This window comes from Micromonospora sp. DT47, assembly GCF_049844475.1.
Taxonomy (GTDB): Bacteria; Actinomycetota; Actinomycetes; order Mycobacteriales; family Micromonosporaceae; genus Micromonospora.
The window spans coordinates 199099-224179 of record NZ_JBNCLC010000009.1; the positions used below are offsets into that span (position 1 = coordinate 199099).

A 25081-nucleotide genomic window follows, 5' to 3' on the forward strand; every position below is an offset into this window, starting at 1 on the left:
CGCTCCCTCGGAGCGCGGTCGTGCCCATGCGCCCAGTTGTGGATATGAACCGGCCTAAATGTCCTGTCCGGCGGTGGGGGCAATACCAAGCTTGCCTGCGTTCCTGCTCTCAGCGGGCAAGAGGGGGACCGACTGCGAGCGCGTTAAGGCCGCGGCCGGGACCGTCTTCGGAACCCGGCCAGCGACCGTATCAGAGGCCAGCGTCAGCTGGAGTAGCCGCGCTCAGCGATCCAGTCAGCGACCTTCTCGTCGCGCATCCAGTAATGCTTGGTCGGGTCGTACGGGTCGGCGATTCTCATGGTGTGACCGCCGTTGCGGTAACCAACGACGCTCACGTAGTGACCGCTCTCGTACGAGTACTGGTTGCCGTGGGTGTCTACGGCGGTGCCCGTGATGTTAGCCACCACGCCGCGCTGCGCGTCAACCGCCTCAACTACGTCGGTGCGCAGCGTGCCCACCTGCTCCGGATTCGCCTCAGCCCCCTCGATCTCGGTGGTCTCGTAGCCACCGCCGGTCAGCTCGTTGAGGACCCGGGTAGTGTCGTTGACCGAGTTGGTGCCGGCCTCGGTGGTACCGAGCTTTTTGGCCACCTCGCGCTGGCTCACAATTTTGCCCTTCGTGGACAAGGCAATCCGGGTTGCGGCAGGGGCGCAGTAGTAGGAGTTCGGCTGCCGTTGGTAGTCGTAGTGAAGCACCCGTTTGCCCTGGTCTGGCGGAGGGTGGGGCTGTGCCGCGACGGAGGAATTGCTCCTGACCAGCTCGGCGGCGGTCTCCGGACCGGCGGCGGCTTGGGCGGCGGTCTCCGGACCGGCGACGGCTTGTCCGGCGATCGCCGGACCGGCGACGGCGCCACCGGTGACCACGGCGAGGGACAGTAGGCTCCTGCGGAAAATCGAGTTCATCGTGAAGCTCCCATCGAAGAACTGGTCTTCCGGGCTGTCGGCCGCTTACCCCTCGAAGGTCCGCGTAAACAGAGACGCGCCTGTGTGAGGACGTCGTCGTGCCGCGGCGGGGCTGCCCGCCGCGCGTGTCATGGGCGAAGGCCGCCCGGTCGCGCATGTTGTCAAGGCACCACGGGGGTACGGCGCACCCACACCCAGCCCCCCGCCGGCACGCCAGCCCGCCGACACCACGGCCGTCCCCCGCCCACGGCCCGCCGCCGATCCCGTCACCGATCCCGCGACCACCACCGCCAGCCGGGGCGAGGATGGTCACCGGAAGCGTCGTGCGTCATCCCAGAACTCCCTCGGGCCCGCCCCGGCGCATACCCGCCTCGACGTCCTTGACGCCCCGGAGGGCGCATCCATCGCCTTGATCTCCGGCCAGTCAGGCTTGTCGCGCTGCGCCGTGGACCGTCGAGGCGGGCTCCCGTCGTGCCCGATCAACGGGATCGGTCGAGCGGCCGGCGACGCCGACGCAGTCGTTTGCCGGCTCCGGCACCGGGAAGGCGACGGGGACGAGTCCTGCCGCCGCCATGGGGCGACGCAACCTGAGGAGGCCGCATCATCAGCCAACACCCAGGAGCCGCTGGCCGGTAAACGAAATCGCGATCCTCGCCGCGGACGGCGGCGAAGAGGTCGAATACACCCAGCCCGAACCGCCGCGGAGCAGGCGGGCGCCGTGGGACCGTCAACCCGGACAGGCTCCGCATGAACCCCCGCGGCGATGTACTTCGTCCGGACGTTCTTCCAGCCCGACAAACCCGGTGGCGGCGATCTGCCACGGACCGTGGTCGTTGTTCGAGACCGGGATCGTCGACGGCCGGAGGGTGATTTCCTTCCCCAGCCTGCGCACCGACATCCAGAACGCGGGCGGGATCTGGGTCGACCAGCAGGTCCGGGTCGACAACGGCCTGGTGACCAGCCGCAGCCCTGCGGACCTGCCGGCGTTCTGCGACAAGATGGTGGAAGAGTTCGCCGAGGGCCGACACGTCCGCCAGATGGCAACCGCCTGACCCGCGCCGGCCCGGGCCCCGCGCCCGGGCCGGGCGCCGGGCCGGCGGTGCCGGGTCGCGCGGCCAGGCGGCGGTGAGCCGTACGGGTCAGCCATGGCCGATCCGGGGTGAGCCCGGCCACCGCGGCCGCCCGACGGGTGGGCGCGCGCCGAGACGGGGGTCTAGCGTCGTGCTGGCGGTCGTCCGCCCCGCACGGGCCGCGGCCGTCCCACCCCTGTCGCACCCCCGAAGGACGGTCACATGCGCGCCACCGTGATCCACGGACCGAACGACATCCGTGTCGAGGAGGTTCCGGACGCCGCCGTACGCCAGCCCACCGACGCCGTCGTGCGGGTGGTCAATGCCTGCATCTGCGGCAGCGACCTGTGGGCGTACCGCGGGGTGGCCAGCCGGCAGCCCGGCCAGCGCATCGGCCACGAGTTCCTCGGTGTGGTCGAGGCCACCGGCGCCGAGGTGATCTCGGTGCGGACCGGTGACCTGGTGGTGGCGCCGTTCGTCTGGTCCGACGGGGTCTGCGACTTCTGCCGCGAGGGCCTGCACACCTCCTGCCCGCATGGCGGGTTCTGGGGATCGGAGGGCTCCGACGGCGGGCAGGGCGAGGCGGTGCGTGTCCCGTACGCCGACGGCACGCTGGTGAAGCTGCCGGCCGAGGCCGCCGGCGACGAGCGGCTGCTCACTGCGATGCTCGCGCTCTCCGACGTGATGTCCACCGGCCACCACGCCGCGCTGGCCGCCCGGGTCCGCCCCGGCGCGACCGTCGCGGTCGTCGGTGACGGCGCGGTCGGGCTCTGCGGCGTGCTGGCCGCCCGCCGGCTCGGCGCCGAGCAGATCATCGCGCTCGGCCGGCACACCGCCCGCACCGACATCGCCCGTTCCTTCGGCGCCACCGACGTGGTCGCCGAGCGGGGCGACGCCGCGGTCGCCGCGGTGAAGGAGCTGACCAAGGGGCAGGGCGCGCACGCCGTGCTGGAGGCCGTCGGCACCGGGGAGTCCATGCGTACGGCGATCTCGATCACCCGCGACGGCGGCGCGGTCGGCTACGTGGGCGTGCCGCACGGCGGCAGCGCGGGCGTCGACATCGGCCAGATGTTCGGCCGCAATGTCGCCCTCGGCGGTGGCGTCGCCCCGGCCCGCGCCTACATCCCGGAGCTGCTCGCCGACGTCCTGGACGGCACCATCGACCCGTCGCCGGTCTTCGACCGCACCGTCACCCTGGACGAGGTGCCCGACGGTTACCGGGCGATGGACGAGCGGACCGCGCTGAAGGTCCGCATCACCTTCTGATCACAGCTGCGACCGACGGACGCCGCTCCTGGTGAGCGGCGTCCGCCGGGCCGGTACGGTGCTCGCCGTGACCGCAGAAGATCACCGCCCGACCGGCCCCGTCGCCGTGCTCGCCAACCCCACCGCCGGCCGGGGCCGGCACCGCGGCCTGCTGCCCCGGCTGCTCGACGGGCTGGCGGCCGCCGGACGTCCGGTCCAGCTGCTCGAGGCACGTACCCCCGACGAGGCGGAGGCGGCGTGCCATGCCGCCGTGGCCGGCGGTGCCGGCGCGGTGGTCGCGGTCGGCGGCGACGGCACCGTGCACCGGGCGTTGCAGGCGGTCGCCGGCACGAGCGTGCCGTTCGGGCCGGTCCCGGCCGGCACCGGCAACGACTTCGCCGTCGACACCGGCTTCCCGGCCGACCCTTTGGCGGCCGTGGCGGTGATCGCCGACGCGTTGCGCGCCGGGCGCAGCCGCCCGGTCGACCTGGCCCGGATGACCACCGCCCGCGGGGGCGACCGCTGGTACGGGGCGGTGCTCGCCGCCGGCTTCGACGCGATCGTCAACGAGCGGGCCAACCGGATGCGCTGGCCGCGCGGCCCGCGCCGCTACGACCTGGCGATCCTGGTCGAGCTGGCCCGGCTGCGCCCGCGCGCCTACACGCTGCGCCTCGACGGCGAGGAGCACCGCCTCGACGCGGTCCTCGTCGCGGTGGGCAATTGCGCCAGCTACGGCGGCGGCATGCGGATCTGCCCGGACGCCGACCCGACCGACGGCCTGCTCGACGTGGTGGTCGGCGGGCGCTTCGACCGGCGCACCCTGATGCGGGTCAAACCGCGTCTCTACCAGGGCACCCACGTGACGCATCCGCTGGTGCGCAGCTACCGGGCCCGCACGGTGGAGCTGGCGGCCGAGGGCATCACCACGTACGCCGACGGGGAGCGGGCGCTGGACCTGCCGGTGCGGATCACCGCCGTGCCGGCGGCGGTCCGGCTGCTGCACTGACGTCGGGTCGCTCGGCCGGCGTGCCATCCCGCGCGGCCGGCGCATCCCCGACCGGCCGCCCCGGACCGTCGGCGACCATGTCGGCCGGCGGTCCGGGCGATCTGCCGGCCCGGACCGCACCGGCGCTGGCGGCGATGACCAGGCCGATGGCGAGCACCTCCCACGCCCGCAGCTCCTGCCCGAGCACCAGGAACCCGGCGAGGGCGGCGATCGCCGGGCCCAGGCTCATCAGCACCGCGAAGGTGGCCGTGGGCAGCCGGCGCAGGGCCAGCAGTTCCAACGTGTAGGGCAGCACCGAGGCGAGCATGGCCAGCCCGGCGCCGAGCCCCAGCACGGCCGGGTGCCACAGCCGCGTCCCGGCGTCGACCAGGCCGATCGGGAGGGTGACCAGGGCGGCCACCCCGAGGGACAGGGCCAGCCCGTCGGCGCCCGGGAACCGGCCGCCGACCCGGGCCGAGCAGACGATGTACGCCGCCCACAGGGCGCCGGCGACCAGCGCGAGACCGGCGCCGACCGGGTCGAGCCGGTCGAAGCCGCCCTGGCCGAGCAGGGCCACCCCGGCCAGCGCCAGCCCGGCCCAGCACCAGGCGGCCGCCCGACGGGCGGTGAACACCGACAGCGCGAGCGGCCCGAGCACCTCCAGGGTCACCGCCGGGCCCAGCGGGATCCGCTCGATGGCCTGGTAGAAGATCGAGTTCATGCCGGCCAGGGCGAGGCCGAACGCGATCACCGAGGACCAGTCGGCGCGATCGTGCCCGCGCAGCCTCGGCCGGCACACCGCGAGCATCAGCAGGGCGCCGATGGCCAGCCGCAGGGTCACCGCGCCGGCCACCCCGGTACGCGGGAACAGCAGGGCGGCGCCCGCCGACCCGAACTGCACCGACAGGGCCCCGCCGAGCACCAGCCCGACCGCCGTGCCGCGGCCGTACCGGGGGCGCGTCGAGGCGCGGGGGGCGGCCGACACGTCCGGCGGCATGGTCTGGGTCATGCCTGCGACGCTAGGCCCCGCCGGCGGGGAGCGGAAATGCCGGTCTGCCCGCGGTTATGCTTCCCGCTCATGACCGTGGAGCTGCGGCACCTGCGCGCCTTCCTCGCCATCGCCGAGGAGGGCAGCGTCACCCGCGCCGCAGCCCGGCTGCACCTGACCCAGCCGGCCCTGTCGCGGACCCTGCGCCAGCTCGAGGACCATCTCGGGGTACGACTGGTCGACCGGTCCACCCATCACCTCGATCTCACCGCGGCCGGGCGGGCGTACCGGGACCGGGCGGCCGGCGCCTTGGCCGCCGTCGACGCGGTCCTCGACCCGGCGCGCCTCACGGGGGCGCCGATCCGGCTCGGTCACGCCTGGTCGGCGCTGGGGGAGCGGACGGTCGTGCTGCTGCGCCGGTGGCGGCAGCGCCATCCGGACATCCCGCTGGAGTTGCTGCGCATCGACGACCGCACCGCAGGGCTCGCCCAGGGCCGGGTCGACGTCGCCGTGCTGCGGCACCCCGTCGACCTGCCGGACGTGCACGCCGAGCTGCTGCTGACCGAGCCGCGGGTCGCCACGGTGGCCGCCGACAGCCCGCTGGCGCGGCGCGCCAGCCTGACCCTGGCGGACCTGGCCGACCAGCCGCTCGCGATGGCCGACCTCGGCACCACCACCCTGGCGTTGTGGCCGGCGGGGCGGGCCCCGGCCACGGTGGTGGCGGTGGCCAACACTGACGACTGGCTGGCGGCCATCGGCGCCGGTCGGGCGGTGGGCGTCACGACCGCGGCGACCGCCGCCACGTATCCGGGCCCGACCGTCGCCTACCGGCCGCTCACCGACGCCCCCGACGTCGAGGTGCTGCTGGCCTGGCGCCAGCCGTTCACCCACCCGGCCGTGGCCGACCTGCTCGCGCTGGTCCGCGAGACGGCGCGCGGCTGAGCCGACCGGCTCGTCAGCCGGCGGGCGGTCCGGGGACGGCGCCGGTGAGCCGGTCCAGCCACTCGGCCAGCAGCGCCCGTTCGGCGGGACTGAGGTCGCCCGCGACCTCGGCGAGCGCGGCCCTGAGCGCGATGGCGTGCCGGACCGCCCGGTCCGGTGGGCGTACCGCGCGGGCGGCCGGGCTGTCGGCGCAGATCGAGGCGAGCACCACCTCCCGGGTGGCGAGGGACAGGCCCGGGTCGCCGCCCTGGATCAGGGTGAGGGTGACCCCGCAGCTGGCGGCGTGGACCATCTCCGCCGCCCGGTCCACGCCGACCCGCAGCCGGCCCGCCTCGGCGACCCGGACGACCAGCTGGCCGAAGATGTCGGCGGCCACCCGGGCGGCGGTGGGGCGGACGCCGGGGCGCGGGTCGCCGTACATCAGGGCGTGGAAGGCCGGGTTGGCCACGCCGAACCCGACGTGCAGGTCCCAGCCCCGGCGCAGGTCGTCCACCGGGTCGTCGGCCGGCTCGCGGGCCGCCTCGGCGTGCAGGTACGCGGCGAAGCCGTAGCTGGCCGCGGCGTCGAGCAGTCCGGCCATGTCGCCGAACTGACGGTAGATCGTCGGGGCCTGCACCCCGGCGGCCCGGCCGACCGCCCGGGTGGTGACCGCCGGCCGTCCGCCCCCGGCGAGCAGCGCGGCGGCGGCCCGCACGATCCGGTCCCGGGCCGACGTCTCAGTCACGACAGCGACGATAACCCCCGACTGTTAGCGGCGACTGGTAGCGCGAGTAACACGCTCGTGTTAGCGAGCTGGTCAGTGGCGCACGGCCAGGTCGAGGACCGCGCCCAGGCCGTTGCTGCGGCCCGGGTCGGCGCACGGCAGCACCAGCACCGCGCAGCCCGCGCGGACCGCTCCCGCGTCGGCGGGGGTGTCGCCCACCATCAGCGCCCGCTCCGGGTCCACGCCGAGCATCCCGCACGCCCGCAGGAAGATCCCCGGGTCCGGCTTGCAGCGCCCCACCTCGTACGACAGGGCGTACGCGTCGACCAGCGCGTCGAGACCCCAGGCGGCGAAGTGCGGCCGGATGTCGAAGCCGATGTTGCTCACCACCGCCACCTTCACCCCGGCGTGCCGAAGCGCCGCCAGCGTCGTCGCCGTGTCGGAGTAGGGCACCCAGCCCTCCGGGACCAGCACCCGCTCGTAGAGCGCCGCGGCGAACCCGTCGATGCCGGCGTCCACCGTCTCGGCCAGCCCGGTGTACGCCCCCCGGTGCGCGTGCTCGTAGAGGTCCCGGTCGGCCCAGAGCTCGGCCAGCCGGGGCGGCACCCGGGCCGGCAGCGGCCCGCCCGCCCGGCCGGCGGTGAGCAGGCGGTCGGCCAGCGCGGTGACCCGCATCCGCTCCAGGGTCACCCCGCACGCCGTCGCGGCGGCCGTCACCCAGTCGTGGGGCTCCTCCACCTGGGCCAGCGTGCCGTGGAAGTCGAAGAGCACCGCCTCCACCGGGCGGCGGGACGCGCTCGGGCGGACTGCGCCGCGCGAGGCATGGGGCGGTTCGGCATGATCCGGCACGCCGTGCACCCTACCGACCCGCTCCGACCGTCCTGCCGGACGGCCTTGGCGGGTGGCGGCGCGCGGCACCAACTAATCTTGGAGGCATGTCGAGCCCCGCCGAGCGGTACGCCGCGGCGCGCCGCCGGGCCGCGCAGGCCTCACAGTTCCCGGCGCTGGACGAGTTCGCCCTTGACCTGGGGTTCGATCTCGACGACTTCCAGCGTGAGGCGTGCCAGTCCCTGGAGCGGGGCAGCGGCGTGCTGGTCTGCGCCCCGACCGGCGCCGGCAAGACCGTCGTCGGCGAGTTCGCCGTACACCTGGCGCTGCGCGGGGTCCCGGGGGAGCCCGCGGCGGCCGACGGCGAGCAACCGCCAGCCACCCGGCGCAAGTGCTTCTACACCACGCCGATCAAGGCGCTGTCGAACCAGAAGTACCACGACCTGGTCGACCGCTACGGCGCCGAGCAGGTCGGGCTGCTCACCGGCGACAACGCGATCAACGGCGACGCGCCCGTGGTGGTGATGACCACCGAGGTGCTGCGCAACATGCTCTACGCCGGCTCGGCCACCCTCGAGGGCCTGGCGTACGTGGTGATGGACGAGGTGCACTACCTCGCCGACCGGTTCCGCGGCGGGGTGTGGGAAGAGGTGATCATCCACCTGCCCCCCTCGGTCACGCTGGTGTCGCTCTCGGCGACCGTCTCCAACGCCGAGGAGTTCGCCGACTGGCTGGTCACCGTGCGCGGCGAGACCGCGGTGGTGGTCAGCGAGCATCGGCCGGTGCCGCTGTGGCAGCACATGCTGGTCGGCAAGCGGATGTTCGATCTGTTCCACGACGCCGACGCGGCCCGCAAGCACGACGTGCACCCGGAGCTGCTCCGCTACACCCGGGACACCATGCGTCGCCTGGAACTCGGCGAGGGCCGCAGCGCCGGCCCCGGCGGCGGGCGGCGCGGCCCCCGCTGGCGCGGTCCGATGCGCCCCGACATCGTCGACCGCCTCGACCGGGAGGGGCTGCTCCCGGCGATCCTGTTCATCTTCAGCCGGGCCGGCTGCGCCGCCGCCGTGCAGCAGTGCCTCGCCGCCGGCCTGCGGCTCACCTCCCCGGAGGAGCGCGCCGAGATCCGCCAGGTCGTGGAGAGCCGGGTCACCGCCATCCCCGGCGAGGACCTGACCGTGCTCGGCTACTGGGAGTGGCTCGACGGCCTGGAGCGCGGCCTGGCCGCCCACCACGCGGGCATGCTCCCGGTGTTCAAGGAGGTCGTCGAGGAGCTCTTCGTCCGCGGGCTGGTCAAGGCGGTCTTCGCCACCGAGACCCTCGCCCTGGGCATCAACATGCCGGCCCGCTGCGTCGTCCTCGAACGGCTGGTCAAGTACAACGGCGAGGCGCACGTCGACCTGACCCCGGGGGAGTACACCCAGCTCACCGGGCGGGCCGGCCGGCGCGGCATCGACGTCGAGGGGCACGCCGTCGTGGTCTGGTCGCCGGAGACCGACCCGCGGCACGTCGCCGGGCTCGCCTCCACCCGCACCTATCCGCTGCGATCCAGCTTCCGGCCGTCGTACAACATGGCGGTCAACCTGGTCGGCACGGTCGGCGCGGAGCCGGCCCGGGCGCTGCTGGAGTCGTCGTTCGCGCAGTTCCAGGCGGACCGGTCGGTGGTCGGCCTGGCCCGGCAGGTGCAGCGCAACACCGAGACCATCGAGGCGTACGGCGCGGAGGCGGCCTGCCACCACGGCGACTTCGACGAGTACTTCGCGCTGCGGGTGGCCATCGCCGACCGGGAACGGGCCATCGCCCGGCAGGGGCAGACCCAGCGCAAGGCGGCCGCGGTGGCGTCGCTGGAGCGGCTGCGGGTCGGCGATGTGATCCGGGTGCCCTCCGGGCGGCGCGCCGGCCTGGCGGTGGTCCTCGACCCGGCCACCGGCGGCTTCGGCGAGCCCCGCCCGCTGGTGCTCACCCAGGACCGCTGGGCCGGCCGGGTCAGCCCCGGCGACTTCACCACTCCGGCCGAGGTCCTCACCCGGATCCGGGTGCCGAAGCACTTCAACCACCGTTCGCCGGCCGCCCGGCGGGACCTCGCCGCCGAGGTCAGCGGCACCGGCCTGGACCAGCACGGCGGGCGTCGCGGCGGCCGGTCCCGGCAGGCCGACGGCGAGGACCACCGGCTCAGCCAGCTCCGCGGCGAGCTGCGCCGCCACCCCTGCCACGCCTGCGCGGATCGGGAGGAGCACGCCCGCTGGGCGGAGCGGCGCCGCCGGCTCGAACGCGACACCGAGGAGCTGCGCCAGCGGGTCTCCGGCCGCACCGGCTCCCTGGCCCGTACCTTCGACCGGATCGTCGCCCTGCTCACCGCCCGCGGCTACCTCTCGGCCGACGGCGGGGTCACCGACGCCGGCCGGATGCTCGGCCGGATCTGGACGGAGGCGGACCTGCTGGTCGCCGAGTGTCTGCGCCGGGGCGTCTGGGACGGGCTCTCCCCGGCCGAGCTGGCCTCCGCCGTGTCGGTGGTGGTCTTCGAGGCCCGCCGGGACGTCGACGAGCGGGCGTCGCTGCCACGCGGCGCGGTCGCCGACGCGGTCGACGAGACCCTCAGGCTGTGGGGCGAGATCGAGTCCGACGAGGCGAACCGCGGGCTCACCGTCACCCGCGAGCCGGATTTCGGCTTCGCCTGGCCGATCTACCGGTGGGCCCGCGGTGAGGCGCTGGCGAAGGTGCTCGCCAGCGGTCACCAGATCGACGGGGAGATGCCGGCCGGCGACTTCGTCCGCTGGGCGCGGCAGGTGGTCGACCTGCTCGGTCAGCTCGCCGACTCCGGCGGCGCGTCGACCGAGTTGCGCGCCACCGCCCGGCAGGCCATCGCGGCCGTCAACCGGGGCGTGCTGGCCTACCACACCTCCGCCTGATCTTCCGGCCACCGCTGGCCGGATATCGTCGCATCGCAGCGTCACCGCGACGGGTATCCCGGATTCGACCGGGGGTACGATTGCGCCTGCTCATCCACCTCCCCGATCATGGCTCGGACGCCTTGTTGCGCGACGGTAATCAACGGGGGGGACGACTGCGATGGCGCAGATCCATCACTTCGAGTACGGGTGGATCACGCCCGCGCTCAGTTACGCCCTGTCCGTGCTGGGCTCGGCCCTCGGGCTGGTCTGCGCCGGGCGGATCCGCACCGCGCCCAGCGCCGGCCAGCGGGCCTGGTGGGGGCTGCTCGCCGCCTTGGCCATCGGCGGCACGGCAATCTGGGCCATGCATTTCATGGCGATGCTCGGCTTCGGCGTCGAAGGGACGAGGATTCGCTACGACGTACCGATCACCGCGGCCAGCACCGTGATCGCCGTCGTGGCGGTCGGCATCGGGCTGGCCATCATCGGCACCGGCCGCCTCAACGCGCTGCGGCTCCTCGCCGGCGGCCTCTTCACGGGCCTCGGCGTGGCCGCGATGCACTACACCGGCATGGCGGCGATGCGGCTGGACGGCGCCCTCAGCTACGGCCGCATCCGGGTCGCCCTGTCGGTGCTCATCGCGGTGGTGGCTGCCACGGTGGCGCTCTGGCTGTCGATGACCGTCCGGCGCGGGCTGGCCATCGCCGCCTCGGCGCTGGTCATGGGCATCGCCGTCAACGGGATGCACTTCACCGGGATGAGCGCGCTCTCGGTGCACCTGCACGAACGTCGGGGCGACCTGGCCGGCGCCGAGGTCAGCGGCCTGCTGGTGCCGATCGTGCTCGCGGTGATCTTCGTGGTGGTCGGGCTGGTCTACGCGCTGCTGGCCGCGCCCACCGAGGACGACCGGGCGGGGTCGGCGTACCTGGACGCGCGGCGGGACGGGGTGCAGCCGGCCGCCGCGACGCCCGGGCCGGGGCCGGACCCGGTGGGGCTGCGCGCCCGCTCCACCCTGGGCCAGCCGGGCACGCCCTTCCCGTCCCGCCGGGACACCCTGCGCCGCTGACGCGGCCCGGCCCGGGGCCGCGGTTGGCCGACTGCGGCCCCGGGCCGTCTGATCCCCCGGCTTGTCTGATCACCCGCGCCGTCTGATCACTATCGGGCGGCGAGCGCGTCCACCAGGCGTCGGCACGAGCCGGCCAGGTTCCACCGCTGGGCCAGATCCAGCAGCCGGTCCGGGTCCGCGGGCGCGGTCGGCAGCGCGGTGGGCAGCGCCGGCAGCGGTACGTCGAGCGCCACCCGCACCACCTTCGGCGCGACCGCCAGGTAGTCCCCGGCCGCGACCAGCTTGGCCCGCAGCCCCGGCGCGAAGCCCGAACCCGGGTCGTCCAGCGCGTCGAGGATGCCCGGCAGGCCGCCGTACCGGTCGATCAGCCGGGCCGCCGTCTTCTCGCCCACCCCGGGCACGCCGGGCAGCCCGTCGCTCGGGTCGCCGCGCAGCGCCGCGAAGTCGGCGTACCGGTCGGCCGGCACGCCGTAGCGGGCGCGCACCGCCGCGTCGTCGCAGTCCTCCAGCTTGGCCACCCCGCGGCCGATGTAGAGCAGCCGCACCCCGCGCCGGTCGTCGATCAGCTGGAACAGGTCCCGGTCGCCGGAGACCACCTCCGCCGGGCCCGGCTGGGTCACCGACAGCGTGCCGAGCACGTCGTCCGCCTCGTAGCCGGTCGCACCGGTCGCGGTGATGCCGATCGCCTCCAGGACCTCCAGGATCACCGGCACCTGCGGGGAGAGGGTGTCCGGCACCACCTCGCCGCCCTCCGGCGCGACCCGGTGCGCCTTGTACGACGGCAGCAGCTCCACCCGCCACGCCGGCCGCCAGTCGTGGTCCAGCGCGCAGACCATCCGGTCCGGCCGGCGGGTGCGGATCAGCTGGGCGAGCATGTCGAGGAAGCCGCGGACGGCGTTGACCGGCTGGCCGTCCTCGGTCCTCGCGGCCGACTCGGGGATGCCGAAGTAGGCCCGGAAGTAGAGGCTGGGCGCGTCGATCAGCAGGATCGGGGGTTGGTCTGCCACACCGGACAGCCTGGCACAACCCTCCGACGGCTTGGCAACGGCGCGGCCTGATCCGACCGACTCCGTACCGGCGACGTGGGGGTGTCGGAGCGTCCGGGATGCCGCCATCTCGGTGACCGGATGCGGATCATCGCGGTCCCGCCGGCCGTCAGGGCTCGGCGTCGTCGCGGTAGAGCGTTTCGCGGCGGGCCACGGACTGCACCGCGTAGCTCGCCACCAGCAGCGCGATCGCGACCGCCACCTCGATGCCGGCGAGGGCGCCGTCGGCGATGGTCAGCCCGAGCGCGAGCAGCACCAGGCCGACCAGGGCGAGGATGCCGGCCCAGAGCAGCCGGCGCCTGCGTACCGCCGGCCGGTCCTGTGCCACCGTCCCCGCCTTCCGCCGAGCCGCCCCGGTCCAGGCTATCGGCGGTGACCGCCCGGCGGACCGATAACCGGTGGGTGGCGCCGGCCGTGGCCCGGCAGACTGCCGGCATGGCGTTCGTGCCCGGTCTGACGCTCAGCCGCCGCTTCCACGACGAGGTGATCGGTCCGCTGCTGGCCCGCCGCCTGCCGGACCTGCGGCACGCCGCCGGCCTGCTGGACGGCGGTTCGGAGCTGCTCGGGCTGGACACCGCACGCTCCACCGACCACGACTGGGGTCCCCGTGCCCAGCTCTTCGTCGCCGGGCCGGATGACGTGGCGGCGGTCCGCGCGGTGCTGGACGCCGACCTGCCGGCCGAGTTCCTGGGCTGGCCGACCCGGTTCGCCGGCCACACCGACGCCCGCCTCGGCGTCGTCCACGCGGACGGGGACCGGCACGGGGTCACCGTCGACGAGCTGGGCGGCTGGCTGCGCGGGCGGCTCGGCTTCGAACCGGGTACGGCGGTCACGGCCGAGGACTGGCTGTCGGTGCCCACCCAGCGGCTGGCCGAGCTGACCGGCGGGGCGGTCTTCCACGACGGGCTCGACGGCGCGCTCGCCGCTGCCCGGGCCCGGCTGTCCTGGTACCCCGACGACGTCTGGCGGTACGTGCTGGCCGCCGGGTGGACCCGGGTCGGCCAGGCCGAGCACCTCGCCGGCCGGTGCGCGGAGGTCGGCGACGACCTCGGCAGCCGGGTGGTGACCGCCGGCCTGGCGAGGGACCTGATGCGGCTCGGCCTGCTGCTGCACCGCCGCTGGCCCCCGTACGACAAGTGGCTCGGCACGCTGTTCGCCCGGCTGCCGACGGCGGCGCCGGTGGTCACGGCGCTGGCCGAGGCCCTCGGGTCCGCCGGCTGGGCCGACCGGCAGGCCGGCCTGGTCCGGGCCCTGGAGGCCCTCGCCGGCTGGACCAACGACGTCGGGCTGGCGCCGGTGGTCGACCCGCGGGCGCGCCCGTTCCACCAGCGGCCGTTCCTGGTGCTCGACGCCGGCCGGTTCGCCGCCGCGCTGCGCGCCGCCATTGGCGACCCGGCGCTGCGCGCGCGGCCGCCCGTCGGCGCGATCGACCAGTACGTGGACGGCGTGGACGTGCTCACCCGTCCCGACCGGGCGCGGCGGGTCGCGGCGGCGGTGCTGCCCGGCTGACGGGCGGCACGTCGGCGGTCGGCGGGAGTCAGCCGACCGGCTCGACCGGCCGGGCCGGCTCGTCGACCCGCAGGTCGGTGAGGTCGCGCAGGCCTCGGACGGGGGAGAGCAGCAGCGCCAGCGGCGCGAGCAGGGTGGCGACGGCGAAGAGGAACAGGGTGCCCCGCGTGCCGGCGACTCCGGCCAGGGCGCCGGCGACCACGCCGCCGACCGGGATCGCGCCCCAGGAGACGAACCGCACGGTGGCCATCACCCGGGCCAGCAGCTCCGGCGGGCTGGCGGTCTGCCGGTAGGTGCGGGTGGTGACGCTCAGCACCACCACCCCGCCGGCGAAGACCACGTTGCCGACTGCGAACATCAGGTACGCCGGCCAGCCGGCGCCCCACGGGACGAGCGCCGCACCGGCCACCGCGACGGAGCAGGCGACCACCAGCGACCGGGCGGTGCCCCAACGGTTCGTGATCCACGGCGTCAGCGCGGCGCCCACCAGCGATCCGACGCCCTCCACGGCGAGCAGCACACCGACCAGGGCGGCCGGGGCGTGCAGCTCCCGGACGAGGTGGAGCGGGTAGACCGCGAGCTGTGCCCCGCAGACGAAGTTGACCGCTGTGGCCGCCCACATGCCGGGGCCCATCACCGGGTGGCGGGTGACGTAGCGCCAGCCCTCGCCGATCATCTCCCGGACCGGGGGCCACCGGTCCGGGGCGTCGACCCGGCGGGCCGGCAGGGTGAGCAGCAGCGCCGCCGAGACCAGGTAGCTGGCCGCGTCGACCAGCACCGTCGGCACCGCGCCGAGCGCCTGCACCGCCAGCCCGCCCAGCGAGGGGCCGCTGAGCTGGGTGGTGGCGTGGGTGGCCGAGGTGAGGCTGTTGCGGGCGTGCAGCTGCTCCCGGCCGACGATGCCGGGCAGGAAGGTGGAGTTGGCCACGTCGAAGAGCACGTTGGCGAAGCTCACCACCAGCGCCACCACGATGAGCTGGGCGACGGTCAGCCAACCCTGCCACCAGGCGAGCGGGATCGACGCGACCGCGGCGGCCCGGGCCAGGTCGGCGCCGACCTGGGCGCCGCGCAGCGGCAGGCGTTGCACGATGACGCCGGCGGGCAGCCCGATCACGATCCAGGCGACGTAGCTGGCGGCGGCGATCAGCCCCATCTCGAAGGCGGTCGCGTCCAGCACGGTCAGCGCGGTCAGCGGTAGCGCCACCGCGCCGACCGCCGACCCGACCGAGCTGGTCGTGCCGGCGGTCCACCAGCGCCAGAACACTCCGGCTCCCTGCCCGACGGTCATCGCCGCCAACCCCCGTCCGCGAGCCAGTGAGTTCCAATCTGGAACGGACTATAGTCGTGGTGTCGATTGGGTTTGGGGGTGGGATGTGCGGCGGTCCGAGCTCGCCGACGCCGACTGCGGCATCGCCCAGGCCGTCGGCGTCCTCGGCGACTGGTGGACGTTCCTGATCGTCCGCGACATCGCCGGCGGCACCACCCGCTTCGACGCGCTGCAACGTGAGCTCGGCGTCAGCCGCCGGGCGCTCACCGAGCGACTGACCGCGCTGGTCGCGCACGGGGTGCTGCGTCGCGAGGCGTATTCGCACCACCCGCCGCGCTTCGACTACCTGCTCACCGCCAAGGGCGAGGGCCTGCTGCCGGTGCTGGTCGCCCTGCAGGACTGGGGCACCCGGCACGTGATGGGCGACGGCGACCTCACCGCCACCGCCGACGCCGCCTCCGCCGAGGCCCGCCGGGTCCAGCACCTCGTCGGCCGGCGGCTGCCCGCGCTCACCATGCGCCGCCACGACGGCGGCGCGGAGCCACCGGCCGTGCCCGGCCGGTGGAGCGTGCTCCACCTCTTCCCGGGCGCGTTCGCCCCCGGCGGCCAGGGACTTCCGCCCGGCTGGGGCGACATCCCCGGCGCCGTCGGGTGCACCCTCGAGTCGATGACGTACGCCGCCCGCCACCACCTCTTCCGCGCGGCCGGCGCCGAGGTACGCGGGATCAGCACCCAGCGCCCCGACCAGCTCGCCGCGTTCGCCGACCACGCCCGGCTGCCGTACCCGCTCCTGTCCGACCAGGATGGACGCCTCGCCGCGGGGCTGCTCCTGCCGACCTTCCGCGCCGGCGGGATGGACCGGTTCAAGCGACTCACCCTGCTGGTCGACCCGGCGGCGGTGGTGCGCGCGGTGCAGTTCCCGGTCACCGACCCGGCCGGCTCGGTGGACGAGATGCTCGACCTGCTGCGGCGGCAGAGCGCGCCGCGCCCGCCGCACTGATCCCGCTGCGGGCCGCGCCGGTCGGCGGGCCGACGACGGGCCGACGAGCAGGGCGACGTCGTCCTCGTGCCCGGCGCGGGCGAGCCGCATCGCCTCGCACGCCCAGCTCACCACGCCAGTGGCACCGCTGCGGGAACCCTGGCGGATGTGCATACTTGCGCGGTTGATGTTGTGCCGGACGGTTCCTGCCGTTCGGCTGCTGCGCATGGGGCGGTAATGATGGTCGAGCAGACGGTGCCGCGGCGACGCGAGGTGGCGACGGGCGCGAACGCTCCGATGGCCGACCCGGGCCTGCGCCAGTTGCTGGCCGGCCTGACGGCGGTGCGCGACGGTGACTTCGGCACCCGCCTGCCGGAGGACGCCGACGGGCTGCTCGGGGAGATTGCCACCGTCTTCAACGGCATGGTCGACCAGCTGTCGCTGTTCACCTCCGAGGTGACCCGGGTGGCCCGGGAGGTGGGCACGGAGGGGCAGCTGGGCGGTCAGGCCGAGGTGCCCGGGGTGTCGGGCACCTGGAAGGACCTCACCGACTCGGTGAACGCCATGGCCGGCAACCTGACCGACCAGGTCCGCGACATCGCCGAGGTCGCCACGGCGGTGGCTCGGGGTGACCTGTCGCAGAAGATCACCGTCGACGTGCGCGGCGAGATCCTGGAGCTGAAGATCACCATCAACACGATGGTGGACCAGCTGTCCTCGTTCGCCGACGAGGTGACCCGGGTGGCCCGGGAGGTGGGCAGCGAGGGCCGCCTCGGGGGCCAGGCCGAGGTGCCCGGCGTGGCCGGCACCTGGCGGGACCTCACCGACTCGGTGAACTTCATGGCCGGCAACCTGACCAGCCAGGTCCGCAACATCGCCCAGGTCACCACCGCGGTCGCCCGGGGCGACCTGTCGCAGAAGATCACCGTCGACGCCCGCGGCGAGATCCTCGAACTCAAGAGCACCATCAACACGATGGTGGACCAGCTGTCCTCGTTCGCCGACGAGGTGACCCGGGTGGCCCGGGAGGTGGGCACCGACGGGAGGCTCGGCGGTCAGGCCCAGGTCAGCGGCGTGGCCGGCACCTGGCGGGACCTCACCGACTCGGTGAACTCGATGGCCGGCAACCTGACCGACCAGGTCCGCAGCATCGCCCAGGTCGCCACCGCCGTCGCCCGGGGCGACCTGTCGCAGAAGATCACCGTCACCGCGCACGGGGAGATCCTGGAGCTGAAGAACACCATCAACACGATGGTGGACCAGCTGTCCTCGTTCGCCGACGAGGTCACCCGCGTCGCCCGGGAGGTGGGCACCGAGGGCCGCCTCGGCGGCCAGGCCGACGTCAAGGGTGTCTCCGGCACCTGGAAGGACCTCACCGAGTCGGTCAACGTCATGGCGGACAACCTCACCGCCCAGGTGCGCAGCATCGCCGAGGTGACCACCGCCGTCGCCAAGGGTGACCTGACACAGAAGATCCGGGTCGACGCCCGCGGTGAGATCCTGGCGCTCAAGGAGACCATCAACACGATGGTCGACCAGCTCTCCGCGTTCGCCGACGAGGTGACCCGGGTGGCGCGCGAGGTGGGCACCGAGGGGCGCCTCGGTGGCCAGGCCCGGGTCTCCAACGTCGGCGGCACCTGGAAGGACCTGACCGACAACGTCAACGAGATGGCGAACAACCTCACCAACCAGGTGCGCTCGATCGCGCTGGTCGCCACCGCCGTCGCTCAGGGCGACCTGAGCCGGCAGATCACCGTGGAGGCCAAGGGTGAGGTGGCGGTGCTCGCCCAGACCATCAACACGATGGTCGGCACGCTCGGCGCGTTCGCCGACGAGGTGACCCGGGTGGCGCGCGAGGTGGGCACCGAGGGGCGCCTCGGTGGCCAGGCCCGGGTGCCCAACGTGGCCGGCACCTGGAAGGACCTGACCGACAACGTCAACTCGATGGCGAACAACCTGACCGGCCAGGTGCGCAACATCGCCCAGGTCACCACCGCCGTGGCGCAGGGCGACCTGACCAAGAAGATCGACGTCGACGCGCGCGGCGAGATCCTCGAACTGAAGACCACCATCAACACGATGGTCGACCAGCTCTCCAGCTTCGCGGCCGAGGTCACCCGCGTCGCCCGGGAGGTGGGCAGCGAGGGCCGCCTCGGCGGCCAGGCCGAGGTCGAGGGCGTCTCCGGTACGTGGAAGCGGCTCACCGAGAACGTCAACGAGCTGGCCGGCAACCTCACCCGCCAGGTACGCGCGATCGCTGAGGTGACCAGCGCCGTCGCCACCGGCGACCTGACCCGGTCCATCACCGTGGACGCCCCCGGCGAGGTCGGCGAGCTGAAGGACAACATCAACTCGATGGTGGAGTCGCTGCGCGAGACCACCCGCACCAACCAGGAACAGGACTGGCTCAAGACCAACCTGGCCCGCATCTCCGGCCTCATGCAGGGTCACCGCGACCTCGACGTCGTCGCCGGCCTGGTGATGAACGAACTGGCACCCCTGGTGTCCGCACAGCTCGGCACCTTCCTGCTGGTCGACGACACCGGCACCGGGACCGCGCTGCGGGTCGTCGGCGGCTACGGCCACGACGCCACCCGCCGCCGGTACGCCCTCGGCGACTCGCTGGTGGGTCAGGCGGCGGTGAGCAAGCGGGCGATCGTGGTCGAGGCGGTGCCGGCCGACTACGTCACCGTCTCCTCCAGCCTGGGCGCCGCCGCCCCGCTGCACCTCGTGGTGCTGCCGATCCTCTTCGAGGACCAGGTCCTCGGCGTCATCGAGCTGGCCAGCATGAGCCGCTTCACCGATATCCAGCGCGACTTCCTCGACCAGCTCACCGAGACCATCGGCGTCAACGTCAACACCATCGTCGCCAACGCCCGCACCGACGTGCTGCTCACCGAGTCCCAGCGCCTCGCGGCCGAGTTGCAGGCCCGGTCGGAGGAACTGCAGGCCCGGTCGGAGGAGTTGCAGCGTTCCAATGCCGAGCTGGAGGACAAGGCGGCGCTGCTGGCGCGGCAGAACCACGACATCGAGACGAAGAACTCCGAGATCGAGCAGGCCCGCCAGGAGCTGGAGGCCCGCGCCCAGCAGCTCGCGCTCGCCTCGAAGTACAAGTCGGAGTTCCTCGCCAACATGAGCCACGAGCTGCGTACGCCGCTGAACTCGCTGCTCATCCTCGCCCAGTTGCTGGCGCAGAACCCGAACCGAAACCTGACCAGCAAGCAGGTCGAGTACGCCACGGTCATCCACTCCGCCGGCACCGACCTGTTGCAGCTCATCAACGACATTCTCGACCTGTCGAAGGTCGAGGCCGGCAAGATGGACATCAACCCCGAGGCGTTCGACCTGTCGGTCCTGCGGGACTACGTCGACGCGACCTTCCGTCCGTTGACCACGCCCCGCGGCCTGGAACTGGACATCGTCACCGGCCCGGACGTCCCCACCGCGCTGCATACCGATGAGCAGCGGCTGCGCCAGGTGCTGCGCAACCTGGTCTCGAACGCGGTCAAGTTCACCGAGAAGGGCAAGGTGCAGCTGCGCATCGAGCGGGCCCGGCCGGACGAGCTGCCCGGCGGCGTCGAGCCCGTGGAGAGCGTCATCGCGTTCCGGGTGATCGACACCGGGATCGGCATCGCCGAGCAGCACCTGACCGCCGTCTTCGACGCCTTCCAGCAGGCCGACGGCACCACCAGCCGTCGGTACGGCGGCACCGGCCTCGGCCTGTCCATCAGCCGGGAGATCGCCCACCTGCTGGGCGGTCAGATCACCGCGCAGAGCGTCCTGGGTCAGGGCAGCACCTTCACCCTGTACCTGCCGGCCTCCGCGGTCGGCCCGTTCGTCGCCGACACCGCGCCGGTCCTGGCGGCCGGGCACCCGGCGGGGCCGGCCGAGGCGGACGGCCACCGGCGGACCGACCGGCGGCGCCTGCTGGTGCTGGAACGCCACGACAAGGGCCTGCTCACCATGCTCGCCCAGGGCGTCGCCGCGGGGCCGGCGGAGCACGCGGTGAACGTGTCCACCGCGGTGGACACCGCGTCGGCGGTCGAGGCCCTCACCGCGCACCGTCACCACCTGCTCGTCCTGCACCTCGACGTGTCCACCGACGGCGGTACCGCCCTGCTCAAGGCGCTGGATGACGACCCGGGCCTGCGCGGCCTGCCCGTGCTGGCCTACCACGGGCAGCCGTTGACCGCCGGCCAGGAAACCCTGCTGCAGGCGCTGGCCAAGGACCGGCCGCTGGAGGTGCTGCGCAGCCTGGACGACCTGCGCGAGCGCATCGCCCTGCACCTGTCGGCGGACAGCCCTGATCGGGTCGTGCCGCTGACCCCACCGGCCGCCGACCACGCGCTCGCCGGCGACCCGTTCGCCGGGGCGCTGGCCGGTCGCAAGGTCCTCGTCGTCGACGACGACGCCCGCAACGTCTTCGCCCTGACCAACATCCTCGAGCTGCACGGCATCGACGTCTTCTACGCGGAGAACGGCCGCACGGGCGTCGAGACGCTGATCCGCCACAACGACATCGACCTTGTGTTGATGGACGTGATGATGCCGGAGATGGACGGGTACGCCGCGACCGCCGCGATCCGCGCCATGCCCCGCTACGCCGAGCTGCCCATCATCGCCGTCACCGCCAAGGCCATGCGCGGCGACCGGGAGAAGAGCATCTCCTCCGGCGCCAGCGACTACGTCACCAAGCCGGTCGACGCCGACGACCTGCTGCACTGCATCCACCGCTGGCTGAGCAGCTGAATCCGGGCCGCCGGTGCGCCGCCCGCAGCGCGGCCACCGGCCCGCCCTGCAGGTCACGCCGGCATGGGGCAGAGTGGCATCCGCGTCGGGACGCCTCCGGCGCCACCGAGGGAAGGGGCAGTGGCCGTGGAGGGACCGACCGGGGTGGTGTTCCCCCGTACCGGCGAGGGGCGCAGCACGAGCGCGCTCGGGCGCGCGGTCGTCGCCGACGCGCTGCGCGCCGTCGATCCGGTCGGTGCGCGCTCGGCGGAGCACGAGACCAACTGGCGGCACGGCTACCTGGGACACTTCCGCCGGCTGGTCGAGGCGGGGCTGCTCTCCCGCGACGCCGCCCTGAGCATCGCCCGGGACGGGCTCGCCTCGCTGCACGCCCGGATGACCGTGGTCGGTGACGACGGCCGCGAGACCGGGCTGGACGAGGCCTTCACGACCGCCACCGCTCACGCGGCCCTGGAGACGGCGACGGTCACCGGCGGCGGGCCGGTCGAGCGGGAATTCTCGCTGCCCTACCGGGGCCAGCGGCTGCGCGGCGACGACCTGCGCCGCCGACTCGACGCCTGGGTCACCGCCGGGGTCGTCGAGCCGTCCTGCGCCGAGGCGGTCGGCGCGGTCCTCGCCAACCCGGACTGGCTCGACCTGCGCGACCAGCGGGTCGTCGTGCTCGGCGCGGGCGCGGAGATGGGCCCGCTGCCGTCCCTGCTGCGCTGGGGCGGCGACGTCGTGGCGGTCGACCTGCCGCGACCGGAACTCTGGCGGCGGGTGCTGCAGACCGCCCGTCGCCACGGCGGCCGCCTCCGGCTGCCGGTACGGCCCGGCACCGCCGCCGACGACGACCACGCGCTGGCCTCCCGCGCGGGCGCCGACCTGCTGCACCGCCTGCCGCAGGTCGCCGACTGGCTGCGCGGCATCGACGGCCGGCTGGTGCTCGGCAACTACGTGTACGCCGACGGGGCGACCAACGTGCGGGTCGCCATGGCGGTCGACGCGCTCACCGGTCACCTGCAGCAGCACCGCGACGACGTCGCACTCGCCTTTCTCGCCACCCCCACCGACGTCTTCGCCGTCCCGGCCGAGGCGGTGCGGCACGCCGAGCGGGGCTACGCGGCACGTGGGTGGGCGCGCCGGTCACTGCGCGTCGTCTCCGGGGGCCGGCTGCTGCACCGCAACTATCCGCCCGGCGCCGATCCCGGCATCAACGACAGCCTGGTCCCGCAGCAGGGCCCGAACTACGCCCTCGCGAAGCGGCTGCAGCGGTGGCGGGCCACGGTGGCCCGGGACGCCGGCTCGACGGTGTCGTTCACGGTCGCCCCGCCGACCCGCACCCGCTCGGTGCTGCGCAACCGGGCGCTCGCCGCCGCGTACGCCGGCGCCCACCGGTTCGGCATCGAGGTGTTCGAGCCGGCGACCAGCAACACCCTGATGGCCGCGCTCCTGGTGCACGACCTGCGCACCGACGGCCCGGCGCTGGCGCACCCGTGGCAGGACGAGGCGTACGCCGCGGCGCACGGCGGGCTCTGGCGGGTGCCGTACGCGCCGCGCAGCGCCCTGGGGCTGGCCGTCCTGCTCGGCCTCGGCGGCGCCCGGGCCTGACCGGCCCCGCGAACCGGAGTAGGTCCCCGACCAAACGACCGTTAAGCTGGCGGGGTGGGAACCGAGGAGCTGTACCCGCCGGACCGGCTGGCCGCCGCGCAGCGCGCCACCGCCGCCGCCGGCCTGGACGCGTTGCTGCTGACTCCCGGCTCCGACCTGCGCTACCTGACCGGCTACCACGCGCACGCGGGGGAGCGGCTGACCTGCCTGGTGCTCCCCGCCGAGGGCGAGCCGACGCTGATCGTCCCCACCCTGGAACGCCCGGCCGCCGAGGCGTCGCCCGCCCCGGCCACCGGCGTCCGCATCGTCGACCACGCCGACGGCGTCGACCCGTACCCGCTGGTCACCGCCGCCCTCGGCGGACCCGTCGCCTCGGTCGGGCTGGCCGACCGGATGTGGGCCGAGCAGGTCCTCGCCCTGCGCGCCGTGCTGCCCGAGGCCACCCAGCGGCTGGCCGGGGAGGTGCTGCGGGAGCTGCGCATCCGCAAGTCCCCGGCCGAGGTCGCCGGCCTCGCGGAGGCGGGCGCGGCGATCGACGCGGTGCACGCCCGGATGGGCGAGTGGCTGCGCCCGGGGCGCACCGAGGCCGAGGTGGCCACCGACATCGCCGCGGCCATCCGTGCCGCCGGCCACGCGACCGTGGACTTCGTCATCGTCGCCGCCGGCCCGAACGGCGCCAGCCCCCACCACGGCACCTCCGACCGGCCGATCGGCGCCGGCGAGCCGGTCGTCGTCGACATCGGTGGCACCATGCCGTCGGGCTACTGCTCCGACTCCACCCGCACCTACGTGGCGGGCGGGCCGCCCCCGGCCGAGTTCACCGACTACTACGCAGTGCTGCACGCGGCGCAGCGCGCCGCCGTCGCCGCGGTCCGGCCCGGCGTCACCGCCGAGGCGGTCGACGCGGCCGCCCGCGAGCCGATCACCGTCGCCGGGTACGGCGACGCGTTCCTGCACCGCACCGGCCATGGCATCGGCCTGGACGGGCACGAGGAGCCGTACGTCGTCGCCGGCAACCCCCGGCCGCTGGAACCCGGCATGGCGTTCTCCATCGAACCGGGTATCTATCTCGCCGGGCGGCACGGCGCCCGCATCGAGGACATCGTCGTCTGCACAACGGACGGCGTGGTACGGCTCAACACCACCCCCACGGAGCTCATCGCGCTATGACTGTCGACCGGATCCTCCCCACCGACGAGGCCCACGACCTGCTGGACCTCGCCACCGAACTCGCCGACCGCGAGCTCGCCCCGAAGGCCGCCGGCTTCGAGGAGCGCGCCGAGTTCCCCCGGGAGGTGCTGCGCACCCTCGGCCGGGCCGGCCTGCTCGGCCTGCCGTACGCGGAGGAGCACGGCGGCGCCGCCCAGCCGTACGAGGTCTACCTCCAGGTGCTGGAGATCCTGGCCAGCCGCTGGCTCGCCGTCGCCGAGGCGGTCAGCGTGCACACTCTGTCCTGCTACCCGGTCGCCCAGTTCGGCACCGCCGAGCAGCGCAAACTGCTGCCCGACATGGTCGGCGGGGAGCTGCTCGGGGCGTACTGCCTCTCCGAGCCGCAGGGTGGCTCGGACGCCGCGTCGCTGACCACGAAGGCGGTCCGCGCCGGCGACGCGTACGTGGTCACCGGCACCAAGGCGTGGATCACCCATGCCCGGGTCGCCGACTTCTACAACATCTTCTGCCGCACCGGCGAGCCCGGCCCCAAGGGCATCTCCTGCCTGCTGGCCGACCGGGGCACGCCCGGCATCGTCCCGCAGGCGGCCGAGCGGACCATGGGGCTGCACGCCTCCCCGGTGGCGCAGATCGCCTTCGACGACGCCCGGGTGCCGGCCGACCGGCTGATCGGCGGCGAAGGGATGGGCTTCACCATCGCCATGTCCGCTCTGGACTCCGGACGGCTCGGCATCGCCGCCTGCGCGGTCGGGCTGGCCCAGGCGGCGCTGGACTACGCGGTCGGCTACGCCAGGGAGCGCCAGCAGTTCGGCCGGGCCATCATCGACTTCCAGGGGCTCGGCTTCAACCTGGCCGACCTGGCCACCCAGATCTCCGCCGCCCGGGCGCTCACCCTCTCCGCCGCCCGGCTGCGCGACGCCGGCCGGCCGTACTCGATCGAGGCGGCGAAGGCGAAGCTCTTCGCCACCGACATGGCGATGCGGGTGACCACCGACGCGGTGCAGGTGCTCGGCGGCGCCGGCTACGTCGCCGACCACCCGGTGGAGCGGTACATGCGGGAGGCGAAGGTGCTGCAGATCGTCGAGGGCACCAACCAGATCCAGCGGCTGGTGATCTCCCGGGCGCTGGCAAAGGGCTAGTGCGGTGTCCAC

Annotated in this window: 19 protein-coding genes; 12 read left to right on the plus strand and 7 right to left on the minus strand. The window is 74.3% G+C overall.

Going from position 1 to position 25081, the window contains the following annotated elements:
- Nucleotides 1-203: 203 nt before the first annotated feature.
- Nucleotides 204-902, minus strand: a complete 699-nt coding sequence (locus ACLQ2U_RS16735; RefSeq protein ID WP_425751572.1) for a C39 family peptidase — start codon at nucleotides 900-902, stop codon at nucleotides 204-206.
- 833 nt (nucleotides 903-1735) lie between these two features.
- On the opposite strand from ACLQ2U_RS16735, the gene ACLQ2U_RS16740 reads away from it, so the two are divergent.
- From ACLQ2U_RS16740 to ACLQ2U_RS16750, 3 genes are all read left to right on the plus strand, one after another.
- Entirely contained in the window at nucleotides 1736-1954 is a 219-nt protein-coding gene (locus ACLQ2U_RS16740; RefSeq protein ID WP_425751573.1) for a DJ-1/PfpI family protein, read from the plus strand.
- A 240-nt stretch (nucleotides 1955-2194) separates the two neighbouring features.
- On the plus strand, nucleotides 2195-3238 hold the full coding sequence (locus ACLQ2U_RS16745; protein ID WP_425751574.1) for a zinc-dependent alcohol dehydrogenase family protein: 1044 nt from the start codon (nucleotides 2195-2197) through the stop codon (nucleotides 3236-3238).
- Between the two features lie 58 nt (nucleotides 3239-3296).
- Complete coding sequence (locus tag ACLQ2U_RS16750; RefSeq protein ID WP_425751653.1) at nucleotides 3297-4223, plus strand: diacylglycerol kinase family protein; 927 nt, start codon at nucleotides 3297-3299, stop codon at nucleotides 4221-4223.
- Here the strand turns inward: ACLQ2U_RS16750 and ACLQ2U_RS16755 are convergent.
- Nucleotides 4186-5199 (minus strand): EamA family transporter, encoded by a 1014-nt coding sequence (locus ACLQ2U_RS16755; protein ID WP_425751654.1) that lies wholly within the window; start codon nucleotides 5197-5199, stop codon nucleotides 4186-4188. The genes ACLQ2U_RS16750 and ACLQ2U_RS16755 overlap by 38 nt on opposite strands.
- Before the next feature lie 81 nt (nucleotides 5200-5280).
- On the opposite strand from ACLQ2U_RS16755, the gene ACLQ2U_RS16760 reads away from it, so the two are divergent.
- On the plus strand, nucleotides 5281-6132 hold the full coding sequence (locus ACLQ2U_RS16760) for a LysR family transcriptional regulator (RefSeq protein ID WP_425751575.1): 852 nt from the start codon (nucleotides 5281-5283) through the stop codon (nucleotides 6130-6132).
- Nucleotides 6133-6145: 13 nt separating this feature from the next.
- Here the strand turns inward: ACLQ2U_RS16760 and ACLQ2U_RS16765 are convergent, their stop codons facing one another.
- Nucleotides 6146-6856 carry a TetR/AcrR family transcriptional regulator gene (locus ACLQ2U_RS16765; RefSeq protein WP_425751576.1) on the minus strand — a complete coding sequence of 237 codons (711 nt, stop codon included), beginning with the start codon at nucleotides 6854-6856 and terminating at the stop codon, nucleotides 6146-6148.
- A gap of 72 nt (nucleotides 6857-6928) precedes the next feature.
- Complete coding sequence (locus ACLQ2U_RS16770) at nucleotides 6929-7684, minus strand: HAD family hydrolase (RefSeq protein ID WP_425751577.1); 756 nt, start codon at nucleotides 7682-7684, stop codon at nucleotides 6929-6931.
- A gap of 86 nt (nucleotides 7685-7770) precedes the next feature.
- Between ACLQ2U_RS16770 and ACLQ2U_RS16775 the strand changes: the two genes are divergently transcribed.
- A complete protein-coding gene (locus tag ACLQ2U_RS16775) occupies nucleotides 7771-10572 on the plus strand; it encodes a DEAD/DEAH box helicase (RefSeq protein WP_425751578.1) in 2802 nt (933 codons plus the stop codon).
- A 160-nt stretch (nucleotides 10573-10732) separates the two neighbouring features.
- Nucleotides 10733-11620 carry an MHYT domain-containing protein gene (locus ACLQ2U_RS16780; protein WP_425751579.1) on the plus strand — a complete coding sequence of 296 codons (888 nt, stop codon included), beginning with the start codon at nucleotides 10733-10735 and terminating at the stop codon, nucleotides 11618-11620.
- An 89-nt stretch (nucleotides 11621-11709) separates the two neighbouring features.
- Here ACLQ2U_RS16780 and ACLQ2U_RS16785 read toward each other — a convergent pair whose 3' ends face one another.
- Both ACLQ2U_RS16785 and ACLQ2U_RS16790 read right to left on the minus strand, forming a co-directional pair.
- Nucleotides 11710-12627: a 5'-3' exonuclease gene (locus ACLQ2U_RS16785; protein ID WP_425751580.1), complete on the minus strand. Its 918-nt coding sequence runs from the start codon at nucleotides 12625-12627 to the stop codon at nucleotides 11710-11712.
- A 148-nt stretch (nucleotides 12628-12775) separates the two neighbouring features.
- Nucleotides 12776-12994, minus strand: coding sequence for a hypothetical protein (locus ACLQ2U_RS16790; protein WP_425751581.1), 219 nt, complete (start codon nucleotides 12992-12994; stop codon nucleotides 12776-12778).
- Nucleotides 12995-13101: 107 nt separating this feature from the next.
- Between ACLQ2U_RS16790 and ACLQ2U_RS16795 the strand changes: the two genes are divergently transcribed.
- Nucleotides 13102-14175: a DUF4037 domain-containing protein gene (locus tag ACLQ2U_RS16795; RefSeq protein WP_425751582.1), complete on the plus strand. Its 1074-nt coding sequence runs from the start codon at nucleotides 13102-13104 to the stop codon at nucleotides 14173-14175.
- Nucleotides 14176-14203: 28 nt separating this feature from the next.
- Here the strand turns inward: ACLQ2U_RS16795 and ACLQ2U_RS16800 are convergent, their stop codons facing one another.
- Nucleotides 14204-15463 (minus strand): MFS transporter, encoded by a 1260-nt coding sequence (locus ACLQ2U_RS16800; RefSeq protein WP_425751583.1) that lies wholly within the window; start codon nucleotides 15461-15463, stop codon nucleotides 14204-14206.
- 85 nt (nucleotides 15464-15548) lie between these two features.
- On the opposite strand from ACLQ2U_RS16800, the gene ACLQ2U_RS16805 reads away from it, so the two are divergent.
- The 5 genes from ACLQ2U_RS16805 (at nucleotide 15549) to ACLQ2U_RS16825 (ending at nucleotide 25069) form a co-directional block, all read left to right on the plus strand.
- A complete protein-coding gene (locus ACLQ2U_RS16805; RefSeq protein ID WP_425751584.1) occupies nucleotides 15549-16442 on the plus strand; it encodes a winged helix-turn-helix transcriptional regulator in 894 nt (297 codons plus the stop codon).
- 216 nt (nucleotides 16443-16658) lie between these two features.
- Nucleotides 16659-21170, plus strand: a complete 4512-nt coding sequence (locus ACLQ2U_RS16810; RefSeq protein WP_425751585.1) for a HAMP domain-containing protein — start codon at nucleotides 16659-16661, stop codon at nucleotides 21168-21170.
- A 126-nt stretch (nucleotides 21171-21296) separates the two neighbouring features.
- Nucleotides 21297-22760 (plus strand): hypothetical protein, encoded by a 1464-nt coding sequence (locus ACLQ2U_RS16815; protein ID WP_425751586.1) that lies wholly within the window; start codon nucleotides 21297-21299, stop codon nucleotides 22758-22760.
- A gap of 54 nt (nucleotides 22761-22814) precedes the next feature.
- Nucleotides 22815-23930 carry a M24 family metallopeptidase gene (locus ACLQ2U_RS16820; RefSeq protein ID WP_425751587.1) on the plus strand — a complete coding sequence of 372 codons (1116 nt, stop codon included), beginning with the start codon at nucleotides 22815-22817 and terminating at the stop codon, nucleotides 23928-23930.
- Nucleotides 23927-25069, plus strand: a complete 1143-nt coding sequence (locus tag ACLQ2U_RS16825) for an acyl-CoA dehydrogenase family protein (RefSeq protein ID WP_425751588.1) — start codon at nucleotides 23927-23929, stop codon at nucleotides 25067-25069. Before ACLQ2U_RS16820 ends, ACLQ2U_RS16825 begins: the two co-directional genes overlap by 4 nt.
- Nucleotides 25070-25081: the final 12 nt, after the last annotated feature.

What these genes read in the sequence shown, in the direction of transcription:
- ACLQ2U_RS16735 (WP_425751572.1), bottom strand. Translation starts at nt 902, where the DNA reads ATGAACTCGATTTTCCGCAGGAGCCTACTGTCCCTCGCCGTGGTCACC.
- ACLQ2U_RS16745 (WP_425751574.1), top strand. Translation starts at nt 2,195, where the DNA reads ATGCGCGCCACCGTGATCCACGGACCGAACGACATCCGTGTCGAGGAG.
- ACLQ2U_RS16755 (WP_425751654.1), bottom strand. Translation starts at nt 5,199, where the DNA reads ATGCCGCCGGACGTGTCGGCCGCCCCCCGCGCCTCGACGCGCCCCCGG.
- ACLQ2U_RS16760 (WP_425751575.1), top strand. Translation starts at nt 5,281, where the DNA reads ATGACCGTGGAGCTGCGGCACCTGCGCGCCTTCCTCGCCATCGCCGAG.
- ACLQ2U_RS16775 (WP_425751578.1), top strand. Translation starts at nt 7,771, where the DNA reads ATGTCGAGCCCCGCCGAGCGGTACGCCGCGGCGCGCCGCCGGGCCGCG.
- ACLQ2U_RS16780 (WP_425751579.1), top strand. Translation starts at nt 10,733, where the DNA reads ATGGCGCAGATCCATCACTTCGAGTACGGGTGGATCACGCCCGCGCTC.
- ACLQ2U_RS16795 (WP_425751582.1), top strand. Translation starts at nt 13,102, where the DNA reads ATGGCGTTCGTGCCCGGTCTGACGCTCAGCCGCCGCTTCCACGACGAG.
- ACLQ2U_RS16800 (WP_425751583.1), bottom strand. Translation starts at nt 15,463, where the DNA reads ATGACCGTCGGGCAGGGAGCCGGAGTGTTCTGGCGCTGGTGGACCGCC.
- ACLQ2U_RS16810 (WP_425751585.1), top strand. Translation starts at nt 16,659, where the DNA reads ATGATGGTCGAGCAGACGGTGCCGCGGCGACGCGAGGTGGCGACGGGC.
- ACLQ2U_RS16825 (WP_425751588.1), top strand. Translation starts at nt 23,927, where the DNA reads ATGACTGTCGACCGGATCCTCCCCACCGACGAGGCCCACGACCTGCTG.